The sequence below is a fragment of the Stenotrophomonas sp. Ste96 genome, assembly GCF_024519495.1.
GTDB lineage: Bacteria > Pseudomonadota > Gammaproteobacteria > Xanthomonadales > Xanthomonadaceae > Stenotrophomonas > Stenotrophomonas bentonitica_A.
In genome coordinates, this window is the sequence record NZ_JALJRX010000007.1 from 116881 (window position 1) to 138476 (window position 21596).

General features: G+C 66.5%; 24 protein-coding genes. 13 read left to right on the forward strand and 11 right to left on the reverse strand.

Annotation, left to right across the window (positions count from 1 at the left end):
- Positions 1-64 precede the first annotated feature (64 nt).
- Positions 65-859, reverse strand: coding sequence for an adenosylmethionine decarboxylase (gene speD, locus OC373_RS16275; RefSeq protein WP_019185315.1), 795 nt, complete (start codon positions 857-859; stop codon positions 65-67).
- Positions 860-1029: 170 nt separating this feature from the next.
- Here speD and crp point away from each other — a divergent pair, with 170 nt between their 5' ends.
- Positions 1030-1695 carry a cAMP-activated global transcriptional regulator CRP gene (gene crp / locus OC373_RS16280; RefSeq protein ID WP_019185314.1) on the forward strand — a complete coding sequence of 222 codons (666 nt, stop codon included), beginning with the start codon at positions 1030-1032 and terminating at the stop codon, positions 1693-1695.
- Between the two features lie 123 nt (positions 1696-1818).
- Positions 1819-2580: a sulfite exporter TauE/SafE family protein gene (locus tag OC373_RS16285; RefSeq protein WP_019185313.1), complete on the forward strand. Its 762-nt coding sequence runs from the start codon at positions 1819-1821 to the stop codon at positions 2578-2580.
- A 50-nt stretch (positions 2581-2630) separates the two neighbouring features.
- Here OC373_RS16285 and OC373_RS16290 read toward each other — a convergent pair whose 3' ends face one another.
- From OC373_RS16290 to OC373_RS16315, 6 genes are all read right to left on the reverse strand, one after another.
- Positions 2631-3347, reverse strand: a complete 717-nt coding sequence (locus tag OC373_RS16290; RefSeq protein ID WP_070426110.1) for a haloacid dehalogenase-like hydrolase — start codon at positions 3345-3347, stop codon at positions 2631-2633.
- Positions 3344-4138: an indole-3-glycerol phosphate synthase TrpC gene (trpC, locus tag OC373_RS16295; protein WP_019185311.1), complete on the reverse strand. Its 795-nt coding sequence runs from the start codon at positions 4136-4138 to the stop codon at positions 3344-3346. Before trpC ends, OC373_RS16290 begins: the two co-directional genes overlap by 4 nt.
- A 63-nt stretch (positions 4139-4201) precedes the next feature.
- Positions 4202-5239 (reverse strand): anthranilate phosphoribosyltransferase, encoded by a 1038-nt coding sequence (gene trpD, locus OC373_RS16300; protein WP_261998090.1) that lies wholly within the window; start codon positions 5237-5239, stop codon positions 4202-4204.
- 33 nt (positions 5240-5272) lie between these two features.
- On the reverse strand, positions 5273-5851 hold the full coding sequence (locus OC373_RS16305; protein WP_261998091.1) for an aminodeoxychorismate/anthranilate synthase component II: 579 nt from the start codon (positions 5849-5851) through the stop codon (positions 5273-5275).
- Between the two features lie 75 nt (positions 5852-5926).
- Complete coding sequence (trpE, locus tag OC373_RS16310; protein ID WP_261998092.1) at positions 5927-7402, reverse strand: anthranilate synthase component I; 1476 nt, start codon at positions 7400-7402, stop codon at positions 5927-5929.
- A gap of 223 nt (positions 7403-7625) precedes the next feature.
- On the reverse strand, positions 7626-8750 hold the full coding sequence (locus OC373_RS16315; RefSeq protein WP_139146347.1) for a hypothetical protein: 1125 nt from the start codon (positions 8748-8750) through the stop codon (positions 7626-7628).
- Between the two features lie 34 nt (positions 8751-8784).
- On the opposite strand from OC373_RS16315, the gene OC373_RS16320 reads away from it, so the two are divergent.
- Genes OC373_RS16320 through OC373_RS16330 form a run of 3 tightly spaced genes read left to right on the forward strand, consistent with a single transcriptional unit; the run spans position 8785 to position 10776 of the window.
- Complete coding sequence (locus OC373_RS16320) at positions 8785-9678, forward strand: hypothetical protein (RefSeq protein ID WP_261998093.1); 894 nt, start codon at positions 8785-8787, stop codon at positions 9676-9678.
- Positions 9679-9707: 29 nt separating this feature from the next.
- Positions 9708-10049 carry a hypothetical protein gene (locus OC373_RS16325; protein ID WP_070426115.1) on the forward strand — a complete coding sequence of 114 codons (342 nt, stop codon included), beginning with the start codon at positions 9708-9710 and terminating at the stop codon, positions 10047-10049.
- Positions 10050-10059: 10 nt separating this feature from the next.
- A complete protein-coding gene (locus tag OC373_RS16330; RefSeq protein WP_261998094.1) occupies positions 10060-10776 on the forward strand; it encodes a hypothetical protein in 717 nt (238 codons plus the stop codon).
- A 66-nt stretch (positions 10777-10842) separates the two neighbouring features.
- Here the strand turns inward: OC373_RS16330 and yegS are convergent, their stop codons facing one another.
- The 4 genes from yegS to OC373_RS16350 form a co-directional block, all read right to left on the reverse strand.
- Positions 10843-11775, reverse strand: a complete 933-nt coding sequence (yegS, locus tag OC373_RS16335; RefSeq protein ID WP_261998095.1) for a lipid kinase YegS — start codon at positions 11773-11775, stop codon at positions 10843-10845.
- 228 nt (positions 11776-12003) lie between these two features.
- Entirely contained in the window at positions 12004-12486 is a 483-nt protein-coding gene (locus tag OC373_RS16340; protein WP_102788740.1) for a GNAT family N-acetyltransferase, read from the reverse strand.
- 12 nt (positions 12487-12498) lie between these two features.
- Complete coding sequence (rpe, locus tag OC373_RS16345) at positions 12499-13176, reverse strand: ribulose-phosphate 3-epimerase (RefSeq protein WP_261998096.1); 678 nt, start codon at positions 13174-13176, stop codon at positions 12499-12501.
- 42 nt (positions 13177-13218) lie between these two features.
- Complete coding sequence (locus OC373_RS16350; protein ID WP_019185299.1) at positions 13219-13548, reverse strand: DnaJ domain-containing protein; 330 nt, start codon at positions 13546-13548, stop codon at positions 13219-13221.
- Between the two features lie 143 nt (positions 13549-13691).
- On the opposite strand from OC373_RS16350, the gene OC373_RS16355 reads away from it, so the two are divergent.
- The 8 genes from OC373_RS16355 (at position 13692) to OC373_RS16390 (ending at position 21578) form a co-directional block, all read left to right on the forward strand.
- Entirely contained in the window at positions 13692-14618 is a 927-nt protein-coding gene (locus OC373_RS16355; protein ID WP_019185298.1) for a phosphoribosylaminoimidazolesuccinocarboxamide synthase, read from the forward strand.
- Between the two features lie 186 nt (positions 14619-14804).
- Positions 14805-15284 carry an Mpo1-like protein gene (locus OC373_RS16360; RefSeq protein WP_070426118.1) on the forward strand — a complete coding sequence of 160 codons (480 nt, stop codon included), beginning with the start codon at positions 14805-14807 and terminating at the stop codon, positions 15282-15284.
- Between the two features lie 359 nt (positions 15285-15643).
- Positions 15644-18469 (forward strand): monovalent cation/H+ antiporter subunit A, encoded by a 2826-nt coding sequence (locus tag OC373_RS16365; protein ID WP_070426119.1) that lies wholly within the window; start codon positions 15644-15646, stop codon positions 18467-18469.
- Entirely contained in the window at positions 18469-18852 is a 384-nt protein-coding gene (locus tag OC373_RS16370) for a Na+/H+ antiporter subunit C (protein WP_019185295.1), read from the forward strand. Before OC373_RS16365 ends, OC373_RS16370 begins: the two co-directional genes overlap by 1 nt.
- Positions 18849-20384: a monovalent cation/H+ antiporter subunit D gene (locus OC373_RS16375; protein ID WP_046273052.1), complete on the forward strand. Its 1536-nt coding sequence runs from the start codon at positions 18849-18851 to the stop codon at positions 20382-20384. Before OC373_RS16370 ends, OC373_RS16375 begins: the two co-directional genes overlap by 4 nt.
- The gene (locus tag OC373_RS16380; RefSeq protein WP_070426120.1) at positions 20381-20887 is read left to right on the forward strand and encodes a Na+/H+ antiporter subunit E; all 507 of its coding nucleotides are present in this window, start codon (positions 20381-20383) and stop codon (positions 20885-20887) included. The genes OC373_RS16375 and OC373_RS16380 overlap by 4 nt, the downstream gene beginning before the upstream one ends.
- Positions 20884-21168 (forward strand): K+/H+ antiporter subunit F, encoded by a 285-nt coding sequence (locus tag OC373_RS16385; RefSeq protein ID WP_019185292.1) that lies wholly within the window; start codon positions 20884-20886, stop codon positions 21166-21168. Before OC373_RS16380 ends, OC373_RS16385 begins: the two co-directional genes overlap by 4 nt.
- Entirely contained in the window at positions 21165-21578 is a 414-nt protein-coding gene (locus OC373_RS16390; RefSeq protein WP_019185291.1) for a Na+/H+ antiporter subunit G, read from the forward strand. Before OC373_RS16385 ends, OC373_RS16390 begins: the two co-directional genes overlap by 4 nt.
- Positions 21579-21596 lie beyond the last annotated feature (18 nt).

Genomic DNA, 21596 nt, shown 5'->3' on the forward strand with positions numbered 1-21596 from the left:
GCGGGCCGTCCCGCCTGGACGAGGTCGGCCGGGGCCAGGCCCGGACGACATCGCAGGGTGTGCCTTACTCGGCCAGGTTGCGCCCGTGGAACAGCTCTTCGATCTCACGACGCAGCAGCGCCTCGATCTTCATGCGTTCCTTGAACGACAGGTTCTTGGCCTTCTCTTCGAACAGGTACTGGTCCAGGTCGAAGTCCTTCAGGTGCATCTTCGTGTGGAAGATGTTTTCCTGATAGACATTGACGTCGAACATCTCGTAGCGCGACTTGATGTTCTTGGCCAGGAAGTTCTGGATCGAGTTGATCTTGTGATCGATGTAGTGCTTCTTGCCCTTCACGTCACGGGTGAAGCCACGCACGCGGTAGTCCATGATCACGATGTCCGATTCCAGACTCTCGATCAGGTAGTTCAGCGCTTTCAGCGGGGAAATCACGCCACAGGTGGCCACATCGATGTCCGCGCGGAACGTGGCGATGCCCTCCTGCGGATGGGTTTCCGGGTAGGTATGGACAGTGATGTGGCTCTTGTCCATGTGGGCGACCACGGCGTCGGAGATCAGCTCCTTGCCGGCCTGCTTCTTGTCGATCACCGGCTCTTCCGAGATCAGGATCGTCACCGACGCACCCTGGGGATCGTAGTCCTGGCGGGCCACGTTCAGGATGTTCGCGCCGATGATCTCGGCAACGTCGGTCAGGATCTGAGTCAGCCTATCGGCGTTGTACTCTTCATCAATATATTCGATGTAACGCTGACGCTCCTCTTCGGTGCGGGCGTAACAGACGTCATAGATGTTGAAGCTCAGCGCCTTGGTGAGGTTGTTGAAACCCTGCAACCTCAGGCGAGGCAACGGCTTGACCACGGCGGTCGATCCTGTGTGTGGTGGGAAAGAAGTAATTATGGGGCAAAGTGATCGGGGGCGAAACTTGCATTGAAACGAGTACCTGTGCTCGGTTTGCCCTTAACAATTCGGATCGTTAAGCTCCCGGCACATAGCCGTGAATTCTTCATGAGCAATCGGAGCGCCTCAACGTGTCAACTGTGCGCCTTGCCACAAGTCCATTGGCCCTGGATATCGCAACAATCGATCGCTTCCTGGCCCACAGCCACCGCCGCCGTTATCCCGCCCGTACCGACGTGTTCCGTCCCGGGGATCCGGCAGGCACCCTGTACTACGTCATCAGCGGCTCCGTCTCAATAATGGCTGAGGAAGATGACGATCGTGAGCTGGTGCTGGGCTACTTCGGCTCGGGAGAGTTCGTCGGCGAGATGGGGCTGTTCGTGGAATCGGACCGCCGCGAGGTGATCCTGCGCACCCGCACCCCGTGCGAACTGGCCGAGATCAGCTACGAACGCCTGCATCAGCTGTTCCTCGGCCCGCTCTCCGCCGATGCCCCGCGGCTGCTCTACTCGATCGGCCAGCAGCTCTCCAAGCGCCTGCTCGACACCAGCAGGAAAGCCAGCCGCCTGGCCTTCCTGGACGTGACCGACCGCATCGTGCGGACCCTGCACGACCTGTCCCGCGAGCCGGAGGCCATGAGCCACCCGCAGGGCACCCAGCTGCGCGTCTCGCGCCAGGAGCTGGCGCGCCTGGTCGGCTGCTCGCGTGAAATGGCCGGCCGCGTGTTGAAGAAGCTGCAGACCGACGGGCTGCTGCATGCCCGTGGCAAGACCGTCGTTCTGTACGGCACCCGTTGATCCTGCCCGCGTAGTGCCGGCCGCTGGCCGGCAACCACGCAGATCCCCCCATGCCCGTCGACCTGGACGAGGTGGCCGGCCAACGGCCGGCACTACCTGCCCATTTGCCGCTAGGCTGTTCGCATGGAACTTGGCAGCGAATTCTATTGGTTCATCCTGATCGGCCTGGGCGCACAGCTGGTCGATGGCGCATTGGGCATGGCCTTCGGGCTGGTGTCCTCCTCGGTGATGCTGAGCATGGGCGTGCCGCCGGCAGCCGTGAGCGCCAGCGTGCACACCGCTGAAGTCTTCACCACCGGCGCCTCCGGGGTGTCGCACCTGGTCGCCGGCAATGTGGATCGCCGGCTGTTCCTGCGCCTGGCCCTGCCCGGCGCGGTCGGTGGTGTGGTGGGGGCCTACGTGCTGACCCAGCTGCCCGGTGACGTGATTCGCCCCTTCATCTATATGTATCTGCTGGTGCTGGCGATCTTCATCCTGCTGCGCGCGGCCGGCCGGATGCTGCCGGCGCAGGAAGTGAAGCGTGTTCCGCTGCTGGGCTTCGTGGCCGGCCTGCTGGATGCCAGCGGCGGCGGTGGCTGGGGCCCGGTGGCCACCTCCACCCTGCTCGCCCGCGGCGGAAAGGCCCGCACCACCATCGGCACGGTCAATGCCGCCGAGTTCGTGGTGACCCTCGCGGTGTCGATCACCTTCCTGCTGACCATGGGCGTGCAGTACCTGAACATCGTCGCCGGCCTGCTGATCGGCGGCATGATGGCCGCGCCGATCGCCGCGATTCTGGTCAAGAACGTCAAGGAACGCTGGGTGTTGATCGCCGTCGGCGTGCTGGTCCTGGGCATCAGCCTGTTCCAGATCAGCCACGCAATCGTGCAGTGGCGCGCAGGCTGAGCCGGACGCGACACGCTTTTCAGCCCTTCCCGGGCGTTTTCAGCACCGGATCAGACCGGGTCGCCGGCCCGGTCCACGCAGCCCCAGTTGAGCACCGGGGTACCCGGTGGCAGCACCTGGCGGAAGTACGCCACCCGCGAGGCCTTGGGATTGACCACGACCGGCGCGGCCGCGGCCAGCAGCAGCGGCAGGTCGGCACTGCTGTCGGAGTAGGCAACGTCGATCTCGCCATACCCGCGCTCGCGCAGCATCCGCATCTTTTCTTCGTTGTGGCAGTGCCGGGTGGCGATGACCGCGCCCAGGAACGGGCCGACCTCGCTGCCGATCACCGGCACGCCCTGGTGGGCGACGAAGGCCAGGATCGCGCGGGCCAGTTCCGGCGGCGCACCGGTGGCGACCACCACGCGGTCACCGGCGGCCCGGTGGCGGGCAAACACCTCCAGCGCGACCGGCAGCAGGCGGCGGCGGATGTCGGCCTCGTGCTTGAGCACGTAGCGGTCGATCACCTTGTTGAACTCGCGTGCCCGGTGCAGGCCGAACGTGGCGATCCAGACATAGCCGGAGATGCCACGGCGCCGGGTCGGCAGGAACGCCACCAGCGGGCCGAGCAGCGGCGTGGCGATGAGGGCGGCCAGCAGCCGCAGCGGGTTGCGCTTGATCAGCCAGGCGAACAGATGGCTGCCGGAATCGCCGTCATACAGGGTGTGATCGAAATCGAAGACCACCAGCGGGGCGTCGTCGCGCGGCGTTGGGTAGATCGCTGTCATGCGCTGAAGAATAGCTGACGCAGGCCCTCGCCGGGCTCTTCCACGCGCATGAAGGCCTCGCCGACCAGGAACGCATTGACCCCGGCCTCACGCATCACCGAGACATCGGCCGGGCCGAGGATGCCGCTTTCGGTGACCAGCAGGCGGTCGCGCGGTACGGCCTGGCGCATGTCCAGCGTGGTCTGCAGCGAGACCTCGAAGGTGCGCAGGTTACGGTTGTTGATGCCGATCAGCGGCACCGGCACCTGGATGGCACGCTCCAGCTCGTCGATGTCGTGCACTTCCACCAGCACGTCCATGCCCAGCTGCATGGCCAGGTCGGAAAGCTCGGCCAGCTGGCGGTCGTCCAAAGCAGCCACGATCAGCAGGATGCAGTCCGCGCCGAGCACGCGCGCTTCATACACCTGGTAGGCATCGATCACGAAGTCCTTGCGCAGCACCGGCAGCGTGCAGGCCTCCCGGGCCTGCTGCAGATAGGCATCGCTGCCCTGGAAGAAGTCCACGTCGGTCAGCACCGACAGGCAGCTGGCGCCACCGAACTCGTAGCTCACCGCGATATCGGCCGGATGGAAGTCAGGGCGGATCACGCCCTTGGACGGGCTGGCCTTCTTGATCTCGGCGATCACGGCCGGGTTGCCGGCGGTGATCGAGGCGCGCAGCGCATCGGCGAACCCCCGCACCGGCGGGGCCTGCTCCACGCGCGCGATCAGCGCCTCCAGCGGCACCTGGGCACGGCGTGCGGCGACTTCTTCGGCCTTGCGGGCCAGGATGGTATCGAGGATGTCGCTCATGTCATTGGGGTCCTGGAGGCCGGCCATTATCGGCCAGCCCCGCTGAATTCTGAAAACGCGGGCTCAGACGGCCCCGCGGATGCGGCGGGGGGCGGCTACGTACTGCTCCATCCGCGAGCGCGCACTGCCATCGGCCAGCACCGCGCGCGCGCGGGCCAGGCCATCGGCGATGCTGTCGGCGACACCGGCCACATACAGGGCGGCGCCGGCGTTGAGGGCGACGATGTCCAGCGCCGGGCCGGGCTGGTTGTCGAGCACGCCGCGCAGCATGGCGATGGATTCCTCCGGACTGTCGACCTTGAGGTTGCGGCTGGCCGACATCGCGATACCGAAGTCTTCCGGATGGATCTCGTACTCGCGCACCTTGCCGTCGCGCAGCTCGCCGACCAGCGTGCCGGCACCGAGCGAGATCTCATCCATGTTGTCGCGGCCCCACACCACCAAGGCGCGCTCGGCACCGAGTTCGCGCAGCACGCGTGCCTGGATGCCGACCAGATCCGGGTGGAACACGCCCATCAGCACATTGGTCGCACCGACCGGATTGGTCAGCGGGCCGAGGATGTTGAAGATCGTACGCACGCCCATTTCGCGGCGCACCGGCGCGACGACCTTCATCGCCGGGTGGTGCATCGGCGCGAACATGAAGCCGATGCCGGTTTCGGTGATCGCGCGCGCGACTTCGTCGGGGGTGAGGTCGATGATCGCGCCCAGCGCCTCGACCGCATCGGCACTGCCGGACTTGGAGGAGACACTGCGGTTGCCGTGCTTGGCCACCTTGGCCCCGGCCGCGGACACCACGAACATCGCGCAGGTGGAGATGTTGAAGGTGTGCGAGCCGTCGCCGCCGGTGCCGACGATATCCACCAGATGCGCCTTGTCCTCCACCGGCACCGCCAGCGCGAGTTCGCGCATCACGGTGGCGGCACCGGCGATTTCGCCGATGGTTTCCTTCTTGACCCGCAGGCCGGTCAGGATCGCGGCGGTCATCACCGGCGAGACCTCACCGCGCATGATCTGCCGCATCAGGTCGACCATTTCGTCGAAGAAGATTTCGCGGTGCTCGATGGTGCGCTGCAGGGCTTCCTGGGGGGAGAAGGTCATGCGGGGGTCCTTTGTGATGCAGGTGCGGCGCGCTCAGCGCTGCAGGAAATTCTTCAGCAGGGCGTGGCCATGCTCGGTGAGGATCGACTCGGGGTGGAACTGCACGCCCTCGACCGGGTACTCGCGATGGCGAAGGCCCATGATCTCTTCGATCGAGCCGTCCTCGTTCTCGGTCCAGGCGGTCATTTCCAGGCACGCCGGCAACGTGGTCTTGTCCACCACCAGCGAGTGGTAGCGCGTGGCCTGGTAGCGGTCCGGCAGGCCGGCGAACACGCCCCTGCCTTCATGCCGGATCGGCGAGGTCTTGCCGTGCATGATGGTGGTGGCGCGGATGACATCGCCGCCGTAGACCTGGCCGATGCTCTGGTGGCCCAGGCACACGCCGAGGATCGGTGTGGTCGGGCCGAGCCGGCGGATCAGCTCCAGCGACACGCCCGCTTCGTTGGGCGTGCACGGGCCGGGCGAGATCACGATGCGCTCGGGCGCCAGCGCGGCGATCTCATCGACGCTCAACGCGTCGTTGCGCACCACCTTCACTTCGGCGCCCAGCGTCTGCAGGTACTGCACGAGGTTGTAGGTGAAGCTGTCGTAGTTGTCGAGCATCAACAACATGGTCAGGGTCCGTCTTGAATGGGGAAGTGGCGTGCGCGCAACCGCGCACGGGTCAGGCCGTTCGGCAGTGCGCCGTTACAGGCCCTTGGCAGCCTGCGCGACCGCACGGAACAGCGCGCGGCCCTTGTTCATCGTCTCGTCCCATTCCTTGCCGGGATCGGAGTCGTAGACGATGCCGGCACCGGCCTGCACGTGCAGGCGGCCGTCCTTGATCACCGCGGTGCGGATCGCGATGGCGGTGTCGGCATCGCCATGCCAGCCGATGTAGCCGATGCTGCCGGCGTAGACGTTGCGCTTGATCGGTTCCAGCTCGCGGATCACTTCCAGCGCGCGGATCTTCGGCGCACCGCTGACGGTGCCGGCCGGGAACGTCGCGCGGAGCACGTCTGCATAGCTCAGGCCCGGCTGCAGCTGCCCGGTCACTTCGCTGACGATATGCATGACGTGGCTGTAGCGCTCGATCACGAACTGCTCGCCCACTTCCACCGTGCCCGCCTTGGACACGCGGCCCGCATCGTTGCGGCCGAGATCGATCAGCATCAGATGCTCGGCGCGCTCCTTGGGGTCGGCCAGCAGTTCCACTTCCAGCGCATTGTCTTCTTCGTCCGTCGCGCCACGCGGGCGGGTGCCGGCGATCGGACGCACGGTGACTTCCCCGTCCTGCAGGCGCACCAGGATTTCCGGCGAGGAACCGACCACCTGCACATCGCCGGTATCGAGGAAATACATGTACGGCGAGGGATTGAGCGCACGCAGCGCGCGGTACACATCCACCGGGCGCGCCTTGAACGGCACGCTCAGGCGCTGGCTCAGCACCACCTGGAAGATGTCGCCGGCGCGGATGTATTCCTTGGATTTGTCGACCGCGGCGATGAAGCCTTCGCGGGTGAAGCCGGAGACGAAATCGTTCTCGTCCAGCACGTCGCGGGTGATCGGCGCGGGGTAGCCGGCACCCGGGGCGCGCAGCTTGGCGACCAGTGCATCCAGACGGGCCTGGGCCTCCTCCCATGCACCGGGCTGGCCCGGGTCGGCATGCACGATCAGGTACAGGCGGCCCTTGAGGTTGTCGAACACCGCCAGCTCTTCGGAATGCAGCAGCAGGATGTCCGGCGTGCCCAGCTCATCGCGGCCACGCGGCGGCGCCAGGCGCGGTTCGATGTAGCCGATGCACTCAAAGCCAAACCAGCCGACCAGGCCCCCGGTGAAGCCGGGCAGACCGGCCAGCTTCGGCACCGAGTGGGCGCTGCGCAGGGCCTCGACCTCGGTGAACGGGTCGGCGACCTCGCGGGTTTCCACCACGGTGCCGGATTCGCTGATGGTCAGGGTATGGCCGTGGAAGGCATACACCCGGCGCGCCGGCAGGCCGATGATGGAATAGCGCCCGAAGCGTTCGCCGCCCTCGACCGATTCAAACAGATAGGTATGCGGGCCGTCGGCGAGCTTCAGATAGACCGAGAGCGGCGTGTCCAGGTCGGACAGCACTTCACGGACGACGGGGATGCGGGTATGGCCTTCAGCGGCCTGCTGCTGGAACTGCTCGAGCGTGATCAAGACGACTTTCCTTCCGGGAAACGGCGGTGGCGGGACGGACGACGGCAACAGGCCACCATCGCCACCAACGGCGAGCGGAAGAAAGGGTATGCGGGGTCGTCAGAATGGACACCCGGCGACTGTACCTCAGCCCGGCGCGGGGGGGAACCCCGCCCGGGCCTGCGTGCAGCCGCTCCGAGGCCGACGTGGCGGCCCGCTCCGGCATGGAGCGACGGCCCCGGCGTCAGTACAGCGGCAGCGGGCGCTCACTGGCCAGCATGCCGTTCAGGGTGTCCAGCATCCTGACCAGGTCCACCTGCCGATGCAGGCGGGTCTTCTCGAAAATGCTCTGCAGGCGGGTCCGCGCACTCCCGACACCGATGCCGCAGGTCGCTGCGGCGGCCGACAGCTCGCCCTGGTGATGCAGCGCCACGGCCAGCGTCGCTTCGCCCGGGGTCAGGCCGAAAAGCTCGCGCAGGGTGGCGGACAGCCCCGCCGAGGAGCGGCGCACCAGCGTGTTGACCGTCATGACGAAACGGGCGGTGCCCGTACCGGGAATGTACTTTCCATAGGGCCGAAGCGATGCGAATCCTGCCAGGAGTCCATCTGCATCGTGCAGAGCGACGATATCCTCTCCGGGGTCCTGCGCCGGACCGCCCCGCAGCGCCAGGCGCCGGACCAGGGCATTCCAACCCGCCCGCGAGGCGGGATGCACCGGCTCCAATGCCGCCTTTCGGCGCACACGCAGGACGCGCGCCAGCAGCATCTCCTCGCCCCCGGCATTGACCGATACTGGCCGCAGGTTCTCATCGAGAAGCAGCAGGGCCAGCGTTCCTGCCTGCCGCCACGCGTCCTGCAGTGCCTGGCGCAGCTCGAAGGCATTGACGAAGTGAGGGGCCAACGCTTCGCACAGTGCCACCTCGCGGGCATCGAAATCGCCGCGCCGCTCGGTTCCCACGAAGGTCAGCATGGTGACCTGGTCCGGCTTGCGCGAGGCGCACAATGCCACCGAACGCAGCGTGTCGATCTGGCGCAGGAAATCCAGGTAGTACCGCGTTCCGCGCATCTCATCGAGCGTGGCCACCCGATCGCTGACGATGACGCTGCCAGCACGCATCGTCGGCGCGGCCCGGTTGAACCAGAGGTTGTCCACCGAGTAGAGCGTGTCTTCGTTGAAGCGCTCCACCGTACGCGGGTCGGCCATCGCGCCGGCCGCGACCAGCGCCCTGTGTCGCCCCCCGTGCACGTCGCGCAGGGTCACGCTGCCGGAGTGGCAACCGACCGCGCGACCGAGACGTTCAACGAATGACTGCATCCGCTCCGGGTCGGTGACCCCCGCGTACAGCTCTTCCATAAGCTCCGCTTTCACAACCATCTCCTGTGTTGTTCGTCAAGTCATGTCCATGACCTGCGTCGCTGCGCATCTGGACGCAGATTTGCCGCCATCCCATCACCACGTCAAGGACGCCATGGCCCTCTCTGCGCTGCGATCAGTTTCCACTGCGCTCACCCTGTCCCTGCTGCTCGTCGGATGCGGCGGCAAAGGCGATGCAGCCTCCCCGAGTACCGATAAGGACAGCAACGCCGCTGCGGCCGAGGGTAAGGCAAACGCCGATAAACCGGCGCCCACCACCCTTCCTCAAGCCGACCTGGCCAAGCCGCTGGCCGAGTACCGCAAGTTGGATAGCGGCCAGCAGGTCATGTTTCTTTATGCCGCCATGTCCAAGCTTCCGACGGATTTCGACACGATGGCCAGCCTTGCCTCGCAGGAATACCGCGGCACCGCCGATACCTTCCGCCGCAAGGACCTGATGGGGGCGCTTCGCCCGCAGCTCGAACAGAGCATCGCAGACGCTGGCCGCTCGCCCTATTACTGGAGCGAACTGGAGGATGCCGACCTGCAGGCCTATGACTTCGAGCGGAAGGGCTTCCCGGTCGGCGAATTCAACGGCGGCAAGTACCGCTACTTCATGGACATTCCGGAGTACAGCTACACCTGGGCCAATCCCGCGCAGGTCCAGCTTGCCCCGGTCGCTGACGAAACGGTTGCCCGCGAGCTCGAAGGGCTTCGCAGCCGATGGAACAGCAAACCCCGGCTGCGGACCTACTTCTTCGTCCAGTCTGCCGATCTGAACCAGCGTCGCATCAATGCCTATGTCACGCATGTCCAGCTTCTGGACCGCAGCGGACGCGTCCTGGCGTCCTACTCGCCCGATCCGGCGGTGGCAGCGCAGCCAGCGGAAGAGGATCCGTGCGTTTCACCGGAGGACTGCGCACGGCGTGCGTTGGGCAGCTGATCGTTTCCGAATCCACAGGGGAATCATCCATGAATCAACTCAATGAAAGCGACGTCCAGAACGCGCTGCAGCAGCGCCTCGTGCGCGAAGAAGCCGGGCGGCGCGCAACCGACGGCCTGATGCGCACGGCCAGGACGCTGCGATGGATCGGCTGGGGCTGCGCGCTGGTGCCGATCGTCGGCATCTTCGGTGTGGTGCTGTTCCTGCTCAGCACGATCCTGTGTTTCGCCTATGCGCAAAGCAAGGGGAACCCCGATGGCATCAAGCAGTTGTTGATCACCCTGGCCAGCCTGTTCGCTGCGGGCATCGTCTGGGTGCTGGTCAATCTCACCGTGCTCGGCCTGTTTGGCGCAGCCATGTCCATGCATTGAGGATCTGCACATGAACGGAATCACCTTGAAGCAGTCGCTGCTGTCGGCCGCTGCGGCGGCCGCATTGCTGGCCGGCCAGGCCGTGCCTGCCCACGCACAATCCGCCGACGCGCTCCGTCGTGAGAACGCACAGCTGCGTGCCCAGCTGGACGCGTTGAACCAACGCTGCGGCGTGCCGGCCCCCGACGACACCGGCGCACTGGAGCGGTTTGGCGATATCGAAGCGCGACTGGATTCGATCCGGGCAGGACAACGCACGCGCGGCTCGGTAGAGATCACGGTGACGATGACACTGCGCAATGTGTCGTCGCAGCCGATGGTGTTGAATTATGAGTACGACACCTTCAACGCGACCGACAGCCACGGCTATACCTACCGCTTCTTCGGCGGCCAGGACAAAGACACGATCAAGGGCATCCCGATCGCCACCACGAACCGGGTCGACCCGACCTTCACCCTGCTGCCAGGCCGATCCAGCACGGTCACCTTCCTCGTGCAGCGCGCCATGAACGAGGCGCAGACCCCGGGCAGCCGCTTCGATATCAGTGCCAGCTTCGGCCAGTACGAAAACCTGGGCCAGGGACGACTGCGACGGCTGCAGACATTCCCCGTTTCCTTCAAGGATCGCTCAGTCACGTCGGGCGGCGTCGCCACGGGTATCGGTGGGCGCGCGGATCAGACGGTTGAAAACGCGGCCGGCCGGTTGCTGGACCGCCTGCTCAAGTGAGCCGGGTACGGCAGGCGCCACCACGCGCCAGCCGTATGCAGGACGGCCCCGCAGCCGCGCCGGAACTCAGGCTCTGGACAGCAGCGGGCTGTCCAGCGCCACATGCAGGTTGACCCGCCCCGGCACGCAGTCGATGCGGAAATGGCGGGCCTGGACCGGCTCGCCATCCAGATTGAGGGTCAGCGGCGCCTCGGCCTCGATCTCCACCCACGGCGCCTGGACACGTTCGGCCACCTGTTCCAGCGCACCGCGCTTGCCGCCCTTGACCAGCGCAGCGAAGGTGGACGCCACCTCCCCGCTCAGCTCGGGAATCACGGTGATATCGAGCACACCATCGTCGATCAGGGCCTCCGGGCACAGCACCTGGCCGCCGCCGGCCTGGCGGCCGTTGCCAACGCCCAGCGCGATGAAGCCACCGGCCCATTCGAAGCCCGGGGCCCGGACCCGCGCCTGGATGGGATCGATCCGGCCCAGCCGCGAGACCCCGGTCACCAGATAGGCCAGCCCGCCGAGCACCTTCTTCAGGCCCTCATCGGTCTCCACCGTCACCTCGGTGCCGAAACCGCCACTGGCTACGTTCGCGCACCACCACACCCTGCCGTCGGCATCGATGCGCAGCAGATCGACCGGCCGCGCCGGCGCGTGCCTGATCAGCTCCAGCGCCGCCAGCGGTTCGTCGGGAATTTCGGCCGCCGTGGCGAAGTCATTGGCCGTGCCCAGCGGCAACAGGCCCAGCGACGGCAGTGCATCGGCCGGCTCCTCGCGATGGGCCAGCGTCTCGGCCACCTCGCTGAGCGTGCCGTCCCCGCCGGCCGCGATGATCGTGTCGACCCCGTGTGCGATCGCCTCGGCCACGTAGCGCTCGGCATCGCCCGACTCCCAGGTCACCCGCACCTCCAGCTGCACCCCGCGCTCGCGCAGTGCTGCCACCGCCTCGCGCACATCCTCATTGCCGGTGGCCTTGCCGTTGAGGATCAAACGCCAATGGGGACGGCTCATGCGGTACTTCCAGGGAGTGGGGAAGCGAAGGCTAGCAGCGCGCGGGGTGGCCGTCGGTGAACGTCATCAAAGCGTCACCGATGGCCCGGAGAATGGAAGGCCATAGCAAGGAAGATGGATGGAGGCAGGATCAGCCTCCCGCTGTTCCCGGGGCCGCATCTGCAAGGGTGCGGTCTTTTTCCTTGCCGCCGGGAGGGCAGCCGACCAACGGTCGGCTCTACCGGGTGCTCAGCCTTCGGCGAAGGTCCGCAATGCCTCGCCTTCCATCCGATACACCGTCCACTCGCTTTGCGGCTTCGCACCGGCGGCCTGGTAGAACTGGATCGCCGGTTCATTCCAGTCCAGCACCGACCACTCGAACCGGCCGCAGCCTTCGGCCACCGCGATCCGTGCGATGTGCTGCAGCAGTGCCTTGCCGGCCCCGCTGCCGCGCCGTTCCGGGCTCACGTACAGGTCTTCCAGGTAGATCCCATTGCGGCCCAGCCACGTCGAGTAATTGTAGAAATACACCGCATACCCGATGGCCACGCCGTCGGCCTCGCAGATCAGCGCGTGCGCTTTCGCTTCCGGCCCGAACAGGCTCGCGCGGATGCCCGCTTCGTCGGTCTGCACCGACGACTCGGCCCTTTCGTAGATCGCCAGCTCGCGGATGAAGCGCAGGATCCGCCCCGCATCCTCGGCGGTGGCCACGCGGATGGTCACGGCAGCCACCGATCCCATGGCTCAGCCCCGCGCTGCGGCGACATTGCCGCGCATCTGCGCGATCACGTCCTGGTAGCTGGTCTTCGCATTGAAGATCGCCGAGCCGGCCACGAACGCATCCGCACCGGCCGCCGCGATGGCGCCGATGTTGTCGGCCTTCACGCCACCGTCGATCTCCAGGCGGATGTCCTTGCCACTGGCATCGATCTTCTTGCGGATCGCGCGCACCTTGTCCAGCGCCGAGGGAATGAAGGCCTGGCCGCCGAAGCCCGGGTTGACCGACATCACCAGCACCAGGTCCAGGTCATCGAGCACCCAGTCCAGGATGTCCACCGGCGTGGCCGGATTGAGCACCACGCCCGGCTTGCAGCCCAGCGAACGGATCAGCTGGATGGTGCGGTGCACGTGGCGGCTCGCCTCCGGATGGAAGCTGATGTAGGTCGCGCCGGCCTCGGCGAAATCCGGAATGATGCGGTCCACCGGCTCGACCATCAGGTGCACGTCGATCGGTGCGGTCACGCCATGCTTGCGCAGCGCCTGGCAGACCAGCGGGCCGATCGTCAGGTTCGGCACATAGTGGTTGTCCATCACATCGAAATGCACCCAGTCGGCGCCGGCCGCGAGCACGTTGTCCACTTCCTCGCCCAGGCGGGCGAAATCGGCGGACAGGATGGAGGGAGCAATGATGCAGTTGGACATGGCCGGGACCTTCAGGATGTTGAAAGGGGGCGCCGCGCGGAATCAGCGCTTGCGCAGGGTCTTGATGCGGTCATAGGCGGCATTGAGCTGGCGCGACTTGCGCTCGGCCTGCTGGCGCAGCTCCGGGGCGGCGCCGACCACCTTGTCGGGGTGGTACTGGGACATCAGCCGGCGGTAGGCCAGGTCGATCTCGGCATCGGTCGCCTCGGAGGTCAGCCCCAGCTCACGGTAGGGATTTTCCCTGTTCAGCCGGAACCAGTCGGCGTCGAAGGCATGCCCCAGCAACAGCCCGAACGCGGCCCCGAACAGCGGATTGGGCCTGAACAACAGGGCGCCAGCGATGAATCCGAGCAGTTTTCCGTACCAGCGCATGGTGGTCTGGGCAGCCGAGGCGACAAAGGATCCTCATTTTACGTCACAGCGGGCCCAACCCGCTTTACACTAGGCCGCCCGCTGTCTGTGCGGGCCCTCCGGGTCCCCTGGACAGCTGTCATGACGAAGCCTCAGGAGTGCCCGTGCCGACCACGTTGTTGCAATCCGATCTCCCCGGCCTGCCCTTGCGCCATCGCGGCAAGGTGCGTGATGTTTTCGACATTCCGCGCGACCGGCTCCCCGCCGGCACTCCGCCGGGGGACTACCTGCTGATGGTCGCGACCGACCGTCTGTCAGCCTTCGACGTGGTGCTGCCCGACCCGATCCCCGGCAAGGGCGAAATGCTCTGCCAGGTCTCGAACTTCTGGTTCGCCAAGACCGCGCACCTGATGCCCAACCACCTGACCGGCATCGATGTCGCCAGTGTGCTGCCCGAGGGTGTCGATCCGGCGCTGTACGCCAAGCGCGCGGTGGTCACCCGCAAGCTCAAGCCGGTCCCGGTCGAGGCCATCGCCCGCGGCTACCTGATCGGCAGTGGCTGGAAGGACTACCAGCGCACCGGCAAGATCAGCGGCATCGAGCTGCCTGACGGCCTGCGCCAGGCCGAGCAGCTGCCCGAACCGATCTTCACCCCCTCGACCAAGGCCGCCGTCGGCGACCATGACGAGAACATCGATTTCGATGCGATGGTGAAGGCGGTCGGGGCGGACCTGGCCGAGCGCGTACGCGATGCGACCCTGCGCATCTACGCCTTCGCCGCCGACTATGCGCGCGAGCGCGGCATCATCCTGGCCGACACCAAGTTCGAGTTCGGCACCGATGCCGATGGCCGTCTGTACATCATGGACGAGATGCTGACCCCGGATTCCTCGCGCTACTGGCCGGCCGACGAGTACGAGGTGGGCACCAGCCCGCCAAGCTACGACAAGCAGTTCGTCCGCGATTACCTGGAGACGCTGGACTGGGGCAAGACCGCGCCCGGCCCGAGCATCCCGGCCGAGATCATCGAACGTACCCGCGCCAAGTACGCCGAGGCGCTGCAGCGCCTGGCCGGGATCTCGGTCGACTGATTCGCCTGCGCCCCCGGCCGTGATGGCCGGGGGTCCCGGCCGTAGAGTAGACCGTTGGTCGACTGCCGCGGACGTTGGTGGCCTATCGCGTGCAACGCGAGGGGCATCGTCTGGGTGAGAGCAAGCCGACCAACGGTCGGCTCCGCCCGCCCGGGGCGGTATGCTCTGCAGATCCTGGGAGGGACCATGGCCACCACCGTCGCACGCCCGATCGACCGCTACTTCGCCAGCTATTCCGACGACCACCGCAATGTGCTGAACCAGCGCATCCACGTCCTGGCCGTCCCGGCGATCGCGTGGTCGGTCATCGCCCTGCTGTGGTGCCTGCCGCCGCTGATCACCTGGTTCCAGAACGGGATCTGGGCCGGCCTGGCGATGTTCGCCGCCTGGTGCTTCTACAACCGTCTTTCGCGCACGCTGGGCTACGGCATGCTCGCGTTCTTCTTCGTCAGCGGCTGCGTCTGCCGGCTGCTGGAAGCCGAGATCGGCCTGGTGAACCTGTTCTGGCTGGCGCTGGGGCTTTTTGCCGTGGCGTGGGTGGCGCAGTTCATCGGCCACAAGCACGAAGGCCGCAAGCCGAGCTTCCTGACCGATCTGGTCTACCTGCTGATTGGCCCCCTGTGGGTATTGGCCAAGCTCTATCGCCGGATGGACTGGCGCTACTGACCCGCTTTTCCTGAACGAGCGCGGACACTCACCGGCACTCCACGCCGCACCCTCCAGCATCGTCTCCAGTGGCCTTTCGAGCGACGGCCACCGTTCATCTTCGTGCACACCGTTTCGGCCCCGCAGCCCCTGCGACGCCTGGTTCCGGATCCGTTTCCACAGGCGTCGGGAGGCCACAGTCGGCAAAGTCACCAGCGGGCTTCCATACGGCCGCCGACGGACCCGAATGGGGCCGGGCGCTGCCCGGAAAAAATGAATCAGTGCACGTTACATGCAATTGAGGGCGTATTCGGGTGTATCGGCAGCAATTGCCTGCCTGTTAGACTGAACGGCCTGCTCGTGAATCCCGCATTCCCTGCATGAATCCTAGTCTGCTCCTGCTGCTCGCCCTGCCCTTCCTGATGGCAGTGGCTGTCGCTTCATTCCGCCGAACCTCCCGCTCCACGGCCGCCTGGGTAGCCGCGGCCGCTCCGCTGGGGGGACTGGCGCTGTTGGCGACGATGACCCCGGCGATCATGGACGGCGGCATCGTCCGCAGTTACGGGGAGTGGATACCGCAGATCGGCCTGGCCTTCTCGCTGCGCCTGGATGGCCTGGCCTGGATGTTCGCCGGGATGGTGCTGGCGATCGGCGCACTGGTGGTGATGTACGCCCACTACTACCTCAGTGCCCGCGACAGCGCCCACCGCTTCTACTGCTACCTGCTGCTGTTCATGGGCGCCATGCTGGGCATGGTGCTGTCGGGCAACCTGTTGCTGCTGATGGTGTTCTGGGAAATGACCAGCATCAGCTCGTTCCTGCTGATCGGCTTCTGGTCGCACCGCCAGGACGCCCGCGAGGGCGCCCGGATGGCCCTGGTGGTCACCGGCGGCGGCGGCCTGGCCCTGCTCGGCGGCGTGCTGTTGATCGGCCGCATCGTCGGCAGCTTCGAACTGGATGCCGTGCTCGCCGCCGGCGATCTGATCCGCGCCAGTTCGCTGTATCCCTATGCGCTGTTCCTGGTCCTGGCCGGCATCTTCACCAAGAGCGCCCAGTTCCCGTTCCACTTCTGGCTGCCGCACGCGATGGCCGCGCCGACGCCGGTCTCGGCCTACCTGCACTCGGCCACGATGGTCAAAGCCGGCGTCTTCCTGCTGGCCCGACTGCACCCGGCGCTGGCCGGCACCGACCTGTTCTTCTATACGGTCAGCGGGATCGGTGCGATCACCCTGTTGATCGGTGCCTGGAACGCGATCTTCCAGCATGACCTCAAAGGCCTGCTCGCCTATTCGACGATCTCCCACCTGGGCCTGATCACGATGCTGTTCGGCCTGTCCGCGCCGATGGCGGTGGTGGCCGGTGTGTTCCACATCCTCAACCACGCCACCTTCAAAGCCTCGCTGTTCATGGCCGCCGGCATCATCGACCATGAAACCGGTACCCGCGACATGCGCAAGCTGGGGGGACTGCGAAAGCTGATGCCCATCACCAGCGCGCTGGCGATCATCGCTTCGCTGGCCATGGCGGGCATCCCGCTGCTCAACGGCTTCCTGTCCAAGGAAATGCTGTTCGCCGAAGCCCTGACCGCCGGGCCGGAGGCGATGCGCATCGCCATGACGATTGCCGCGCTGCTCGCCGGCGTGTTTGGCGTGGCCTACAGCCTGCGCTTCGTGCACGACACCTTCTTCGGCAAGGGGCCGCACGATCTGGACCGCGTCCCGCATGAGCCGCCGCGCTTCATGAAGGTGCCGGTGGAGATCCTGGTGGTGGTCTGCGTGGCCGTCGGCGTTGCGCCGGCGATCACCATCGCCCCGGTGCTGCATGCCGCGGCCTCGTCCATCCTCGGCCCGGCAATGCCGGCCTACAGCCTCTCGGTCTGGCACGGGTTCAACATGCCGCTGGCGATGAGCGCAGCCGGTGTGGTCGGGGGCATCGCGCTGTACTTCGGCCTGCGCCGCCTGATCGACCTGCACGCGGTGGTCAGCCGCAGCATCGGCCGCAACATTTTCCACAAGCAGCTGGACCTGGTGTTCGGCTTCGCCCACCGGCTCACCCAGGGCCTGGCCAACGGCAGCCTGCAGCGCATGCTGATGGCGCTGGTGGTGGTGGCGGTGATCGTCGCCGCCGCCCCGTTCGTGGCCCATCCCGCCTCGCCCAACTGGCCCTCGCCGCAGCCGATCCCGCTGCTGGGCTGGGCCCTGTGGCTGGTGATGATGGCCTGCGCGCTGGGCGCGCTGTTCGTCTACCGGCAGCGTTTGCTGGCGGTGCTGGTGGTCGGTGGCGTCGGCCTGATGGTGTCGCTGACCTTCGTGTTCCTGTCCGCGCCGGATCTGGCCCTGACCCAGCTGCTGGTGGAGATGGTCACCCTGGTGCTGATGCTGCTGGGCATGAACTACCTGCCGATCCAGTCGCCGCCGGAGAAGTCGGTCTGGCGCAAGCGGCGCGATGCGGTGATCGCGATCGTCGCCGGTGGTGGCCTGGCTGCGATGGCGTACACCGCCATGACCCTGCCGCCCAACACCATGGCCGGCGAGCTGCTGGCACGTGCGCTGCCGGAGGCCTATGGGCAGAACGTGGTCAACGTGATCCTGGTCGACTTCCGTGGCTTTGATACCTTCGGTGAGATCACCGTGTTCGGCATCGCCGCGCTGGTGGTGCACGCCATGCTGCGCCGCTCGCGGATGGCACCGGAGCAGATCATGCCCGGCCCGCCGATCAAGCTGCCGGTACCGGCCGATCTGGCCCAGATCATGTTCCCGCTCACCCTGACCGTCTCGATCTTCCTGTTCCTGCGCGGCCACAACGCGCCCGGCGGCGGCTTCATCGCCGGCCTGGTGCTGGCCGTGCCGCTGCTGATCCAGTACGTCATCCAGGGCACCACTTCGGTGGAATCGCGCTTCGGCTTCGATTACATCCGCTGCATCGGTGCCGGTCTGCTGATCGCCATCCTCAGTGGCTGCGCCTCGATGCTGTTCGGCGTGCCGTTCCTGACCAGCGGCCATCTGGACCTGCACATTCCGCTGATCGGCGAGGTGCCGCTGGCCAGTGCGATCGGCTTTGATACCGGCGTGTACCTGGTGGTGTTCGGCGGCGTGATGCTGATGCTCTCGATGATGGGCACGATCAAGCCCTCGCGCACCCGCAACGCCCGCAAAGGCGAGATCGATCCCACCCGCCGTTCGGCAAAAACCGGGGAGATGCACTGATGGAACTGGCCCTGGCAAGCGCCATCGGCGTACTGAGCGCGATCGGCATCTACCTGTTGCTGCGCGCGCGCAGCTTCGATGTGATCCTCGGCATGACCTTCCTGTCGTATGCGACCAACCTGCTGATCTTCGCCGGCGGCCGGCTGGTGCAGGGCAAGGCGCCGGTGCTGCGTGAGGGCATCGACAGCGACCTGGGCAACTACACCGATCCGCTGCCGCAGGCGCTGGTGCTGACCGCCATCGTGATCGCGTTTGCGATGACCGCGGTCAGCATCGTGCTGGCCATGCGCAGCCGCAGCGACAACCACAGCGACCACGTGGACGCGCACGAAGAAGAAGAGCTGCCTGCCGATACCGCGCCGGGCCGGGAGGGCGGCGCATGAACCATGCGGTGATCCTGCCCATCCTGATTCCCCTGTTCGGCGCGGCCTGCTCGCTGTTCGTCGAGCACCGCCGCTACGGGCCGAAGGTGCAGCGCACGGTGGCGTGGACCACGCTGACCGCGCTCGCCGCGGCGGTCGCACTGCTGTTCGCGCAGACCGCCGATGGCAGCATCGCGGTGTACCTGCTGGGCGACTGGCCCTCGCGGCTGGGCATCGCGCTGGTGGCCGACCGCCTCTCGGCATGGATGCTGGTGACCACCCTGCTGCTGGCCATCCCCTGCCTGCTGCACGCCTGCTCGGGCTGGGACCGGCGCGCGCCGCACTTCCATGCGTTGTTCCAGTTCCAGCTGGTCGGCCTCAACGGCGCGTTCCTGACCGGCGACATCTTCAATCTGTTCGTGTTCTTTGAGGTGATGCTGATCGCCTCCTACGGCCTGCTGCTCAGCGGCGGGCGCGGCCTGCGCATGCGCATCGGCCTGCACTACGTGGTGTTCAACGTCACCGCCTCGACCCTGTTCCTGATCGCACTCGGCCTGCTGTACGCCTCGCTGGGCTCGCTCAACATGGCCGAGCTGTCCCAGCGCATCGCCGAAGTGCCGGCATCGCACCTGACCCTGGTCAAGGCGACCATGGGGCTGTTGCTGCTGGTGTTCTGCAGCAAGGCCGCGCTGATGCCGCTGTACCTGTGGCTGCCCGAAGCCTACGCGCGTGCGCCGGCTGCCGTGGCCGCCCTGTTCGCGATCATGACCAAGGTCGGCCTCTATGCAGTGCTGCGGGTCAGCACCCTGTGGTTCGGCGACGGTGCCGGCCCGATGGCCGGCTACGGCAGCCAGTGGCTGCTCTGGGCAGGCGTGGCCACGCTGGTGCTGGGCGGCCTGGGTGTCCTGGCCGCGGCGCGCCTGCGCGTGCTGATTTCCTACCTGGTGGTGGTCTCGGCAGCGACGCTGTTCATCGCCTTCTCGGTGCGCACACCCGAAGTGCTCTCGGCCGGCCTGTACTACCTGCCGCACAGTACCTTCGTGGCTGCCGCGCTGTTCCTCATTGCCGATCTGATCCGCCGCCGCCGCGGCGGTGCCAGCGACAGGAAGGAAATCATCGCGCCGATGCCGGGCAAGGAAACGCCGGCGGTGCTGTTCCTGATCGGCGCCGTCTCGGTGGCCGGCCTGCCGCCGCTGTCCGGCTTCCTGGCCAAGGCGGCCCTGCTGGCCGGCATGCCGGCGCAGTACACCTGGGCGGTCTGGGCCGCGGTGCTGGGCAGCAGCCTGATGGTGATCATCGGCCTGACCCGCGGCGGCATCCGCCTGTTCTGGCGGGTGCCGGTGGTCGAAGAAGGCGCCCCCAAACCGCGCAAGGCGCCCACGCGCACCGTGGAGCTGTTCGCCGCGGCGCTGCTGCTCAGCTACGGCATCGCGATGAGCGTGTTCGCCGGCCCGCTGATGCAGCACACCGATGCGATGGCCACCCAGCTGCTGCAGCCGCAGGACTACGTGGGTGAGCTGCGCGCCACCACGCCGGAGATCCGCCAGCCATGACGCGCAAGCCTTCCCTCTACAAACGCGTGCTGCCCTCGCCCTCGCTGAGCGTGATGGTCGTGGTGTTCTGGCTGCTGATGTCCGACAGCTTCACCCTCGGCCAGATCGTGCTCGGCATGATCCTGGGCGTGGTGGTGCCGCTGTTCGCCGCGCGGCTGGATCGCGAGTTCGCCCGCATCGGCTCGCTCCGCCCGCTGCCCAAGCTGCTGTTCGTGACCCTGTGGGACATCCTGGTGTCCAACATCCGGGTGGCGATCCAGGTGCTGGGGCCGGAGCGTCGCATCCATCCCGGTTTCATCTGGCTGCCGCTGGATATCGCCAACATCCACGGCATCGCCGCGCTGACCAGCATGATCACGCTCACCCCGGGCACGGTTTCGGCGGCGTTGTCCGATGACCGCAGGTATCTGCTGGTGCATGTGCTGCACCTGGATGATCCGGACGAGCTGATCCGGCAGATCAAATCCCGCTACGAAGCCCCGCTGATGGAGATCTTCCCATGACCGGACATATGTTCATCCAGACCACGATGGTGGTGTGCATGCACGTGGTCGGCCTGGCCATGCTGCTGGCCACCTGGCGCCTGCTGCGCGGCCCGACCGTGCCCGACCGCATCCTCGCCCTGGACACGCTGTCGGTGACGGCGATCGCCGAGCTGATGCTGTTCGGCATGTACCTCAACTCGGCGGTGTATTTCGAAGCCGCGCTGATCATCGCCATGCTCGGTTTCGGCAGCACGGTGGTGCTGAGCAAGTTCGTGCTGCGCCGGGACATCGTCGAATGATCACCTTCATCCAGATCGTGCTGTCGATCCTGCTGCTGTTCGGCTGCTTCTTCATCCTGGTCGGCGCGCTGGGCCTGGTGAAGCTGTCCACCTTCTTCAAGCGGCTGCACGCACCGACCAAGGCCAGCACGCTGGGCGTGGGCTGCGTGCTGGTCGGCTCGGTGTGTTACCACATCTTCCTCGGCGAGGATCCGCAGCCGCGCGAGCTGCTGATCACCGTGTTCCTGTTCATCACCGCGCCGATCAGCGCGCACATGATGGCCAAGGCGGCGCTGTCGCTGCTGATGGAAACCCGGCCAGAGCTGCCGGGGCACAAGACCGCCAAGGAAGAACAGCTGCCGCCGCCGGAACCGCGCCGCGCGGACGAGACCGACGATGCCAAGGCCCCCGTTTCCCGGGATAGCCAGTAGAGCCGACCGTTGGTCGGC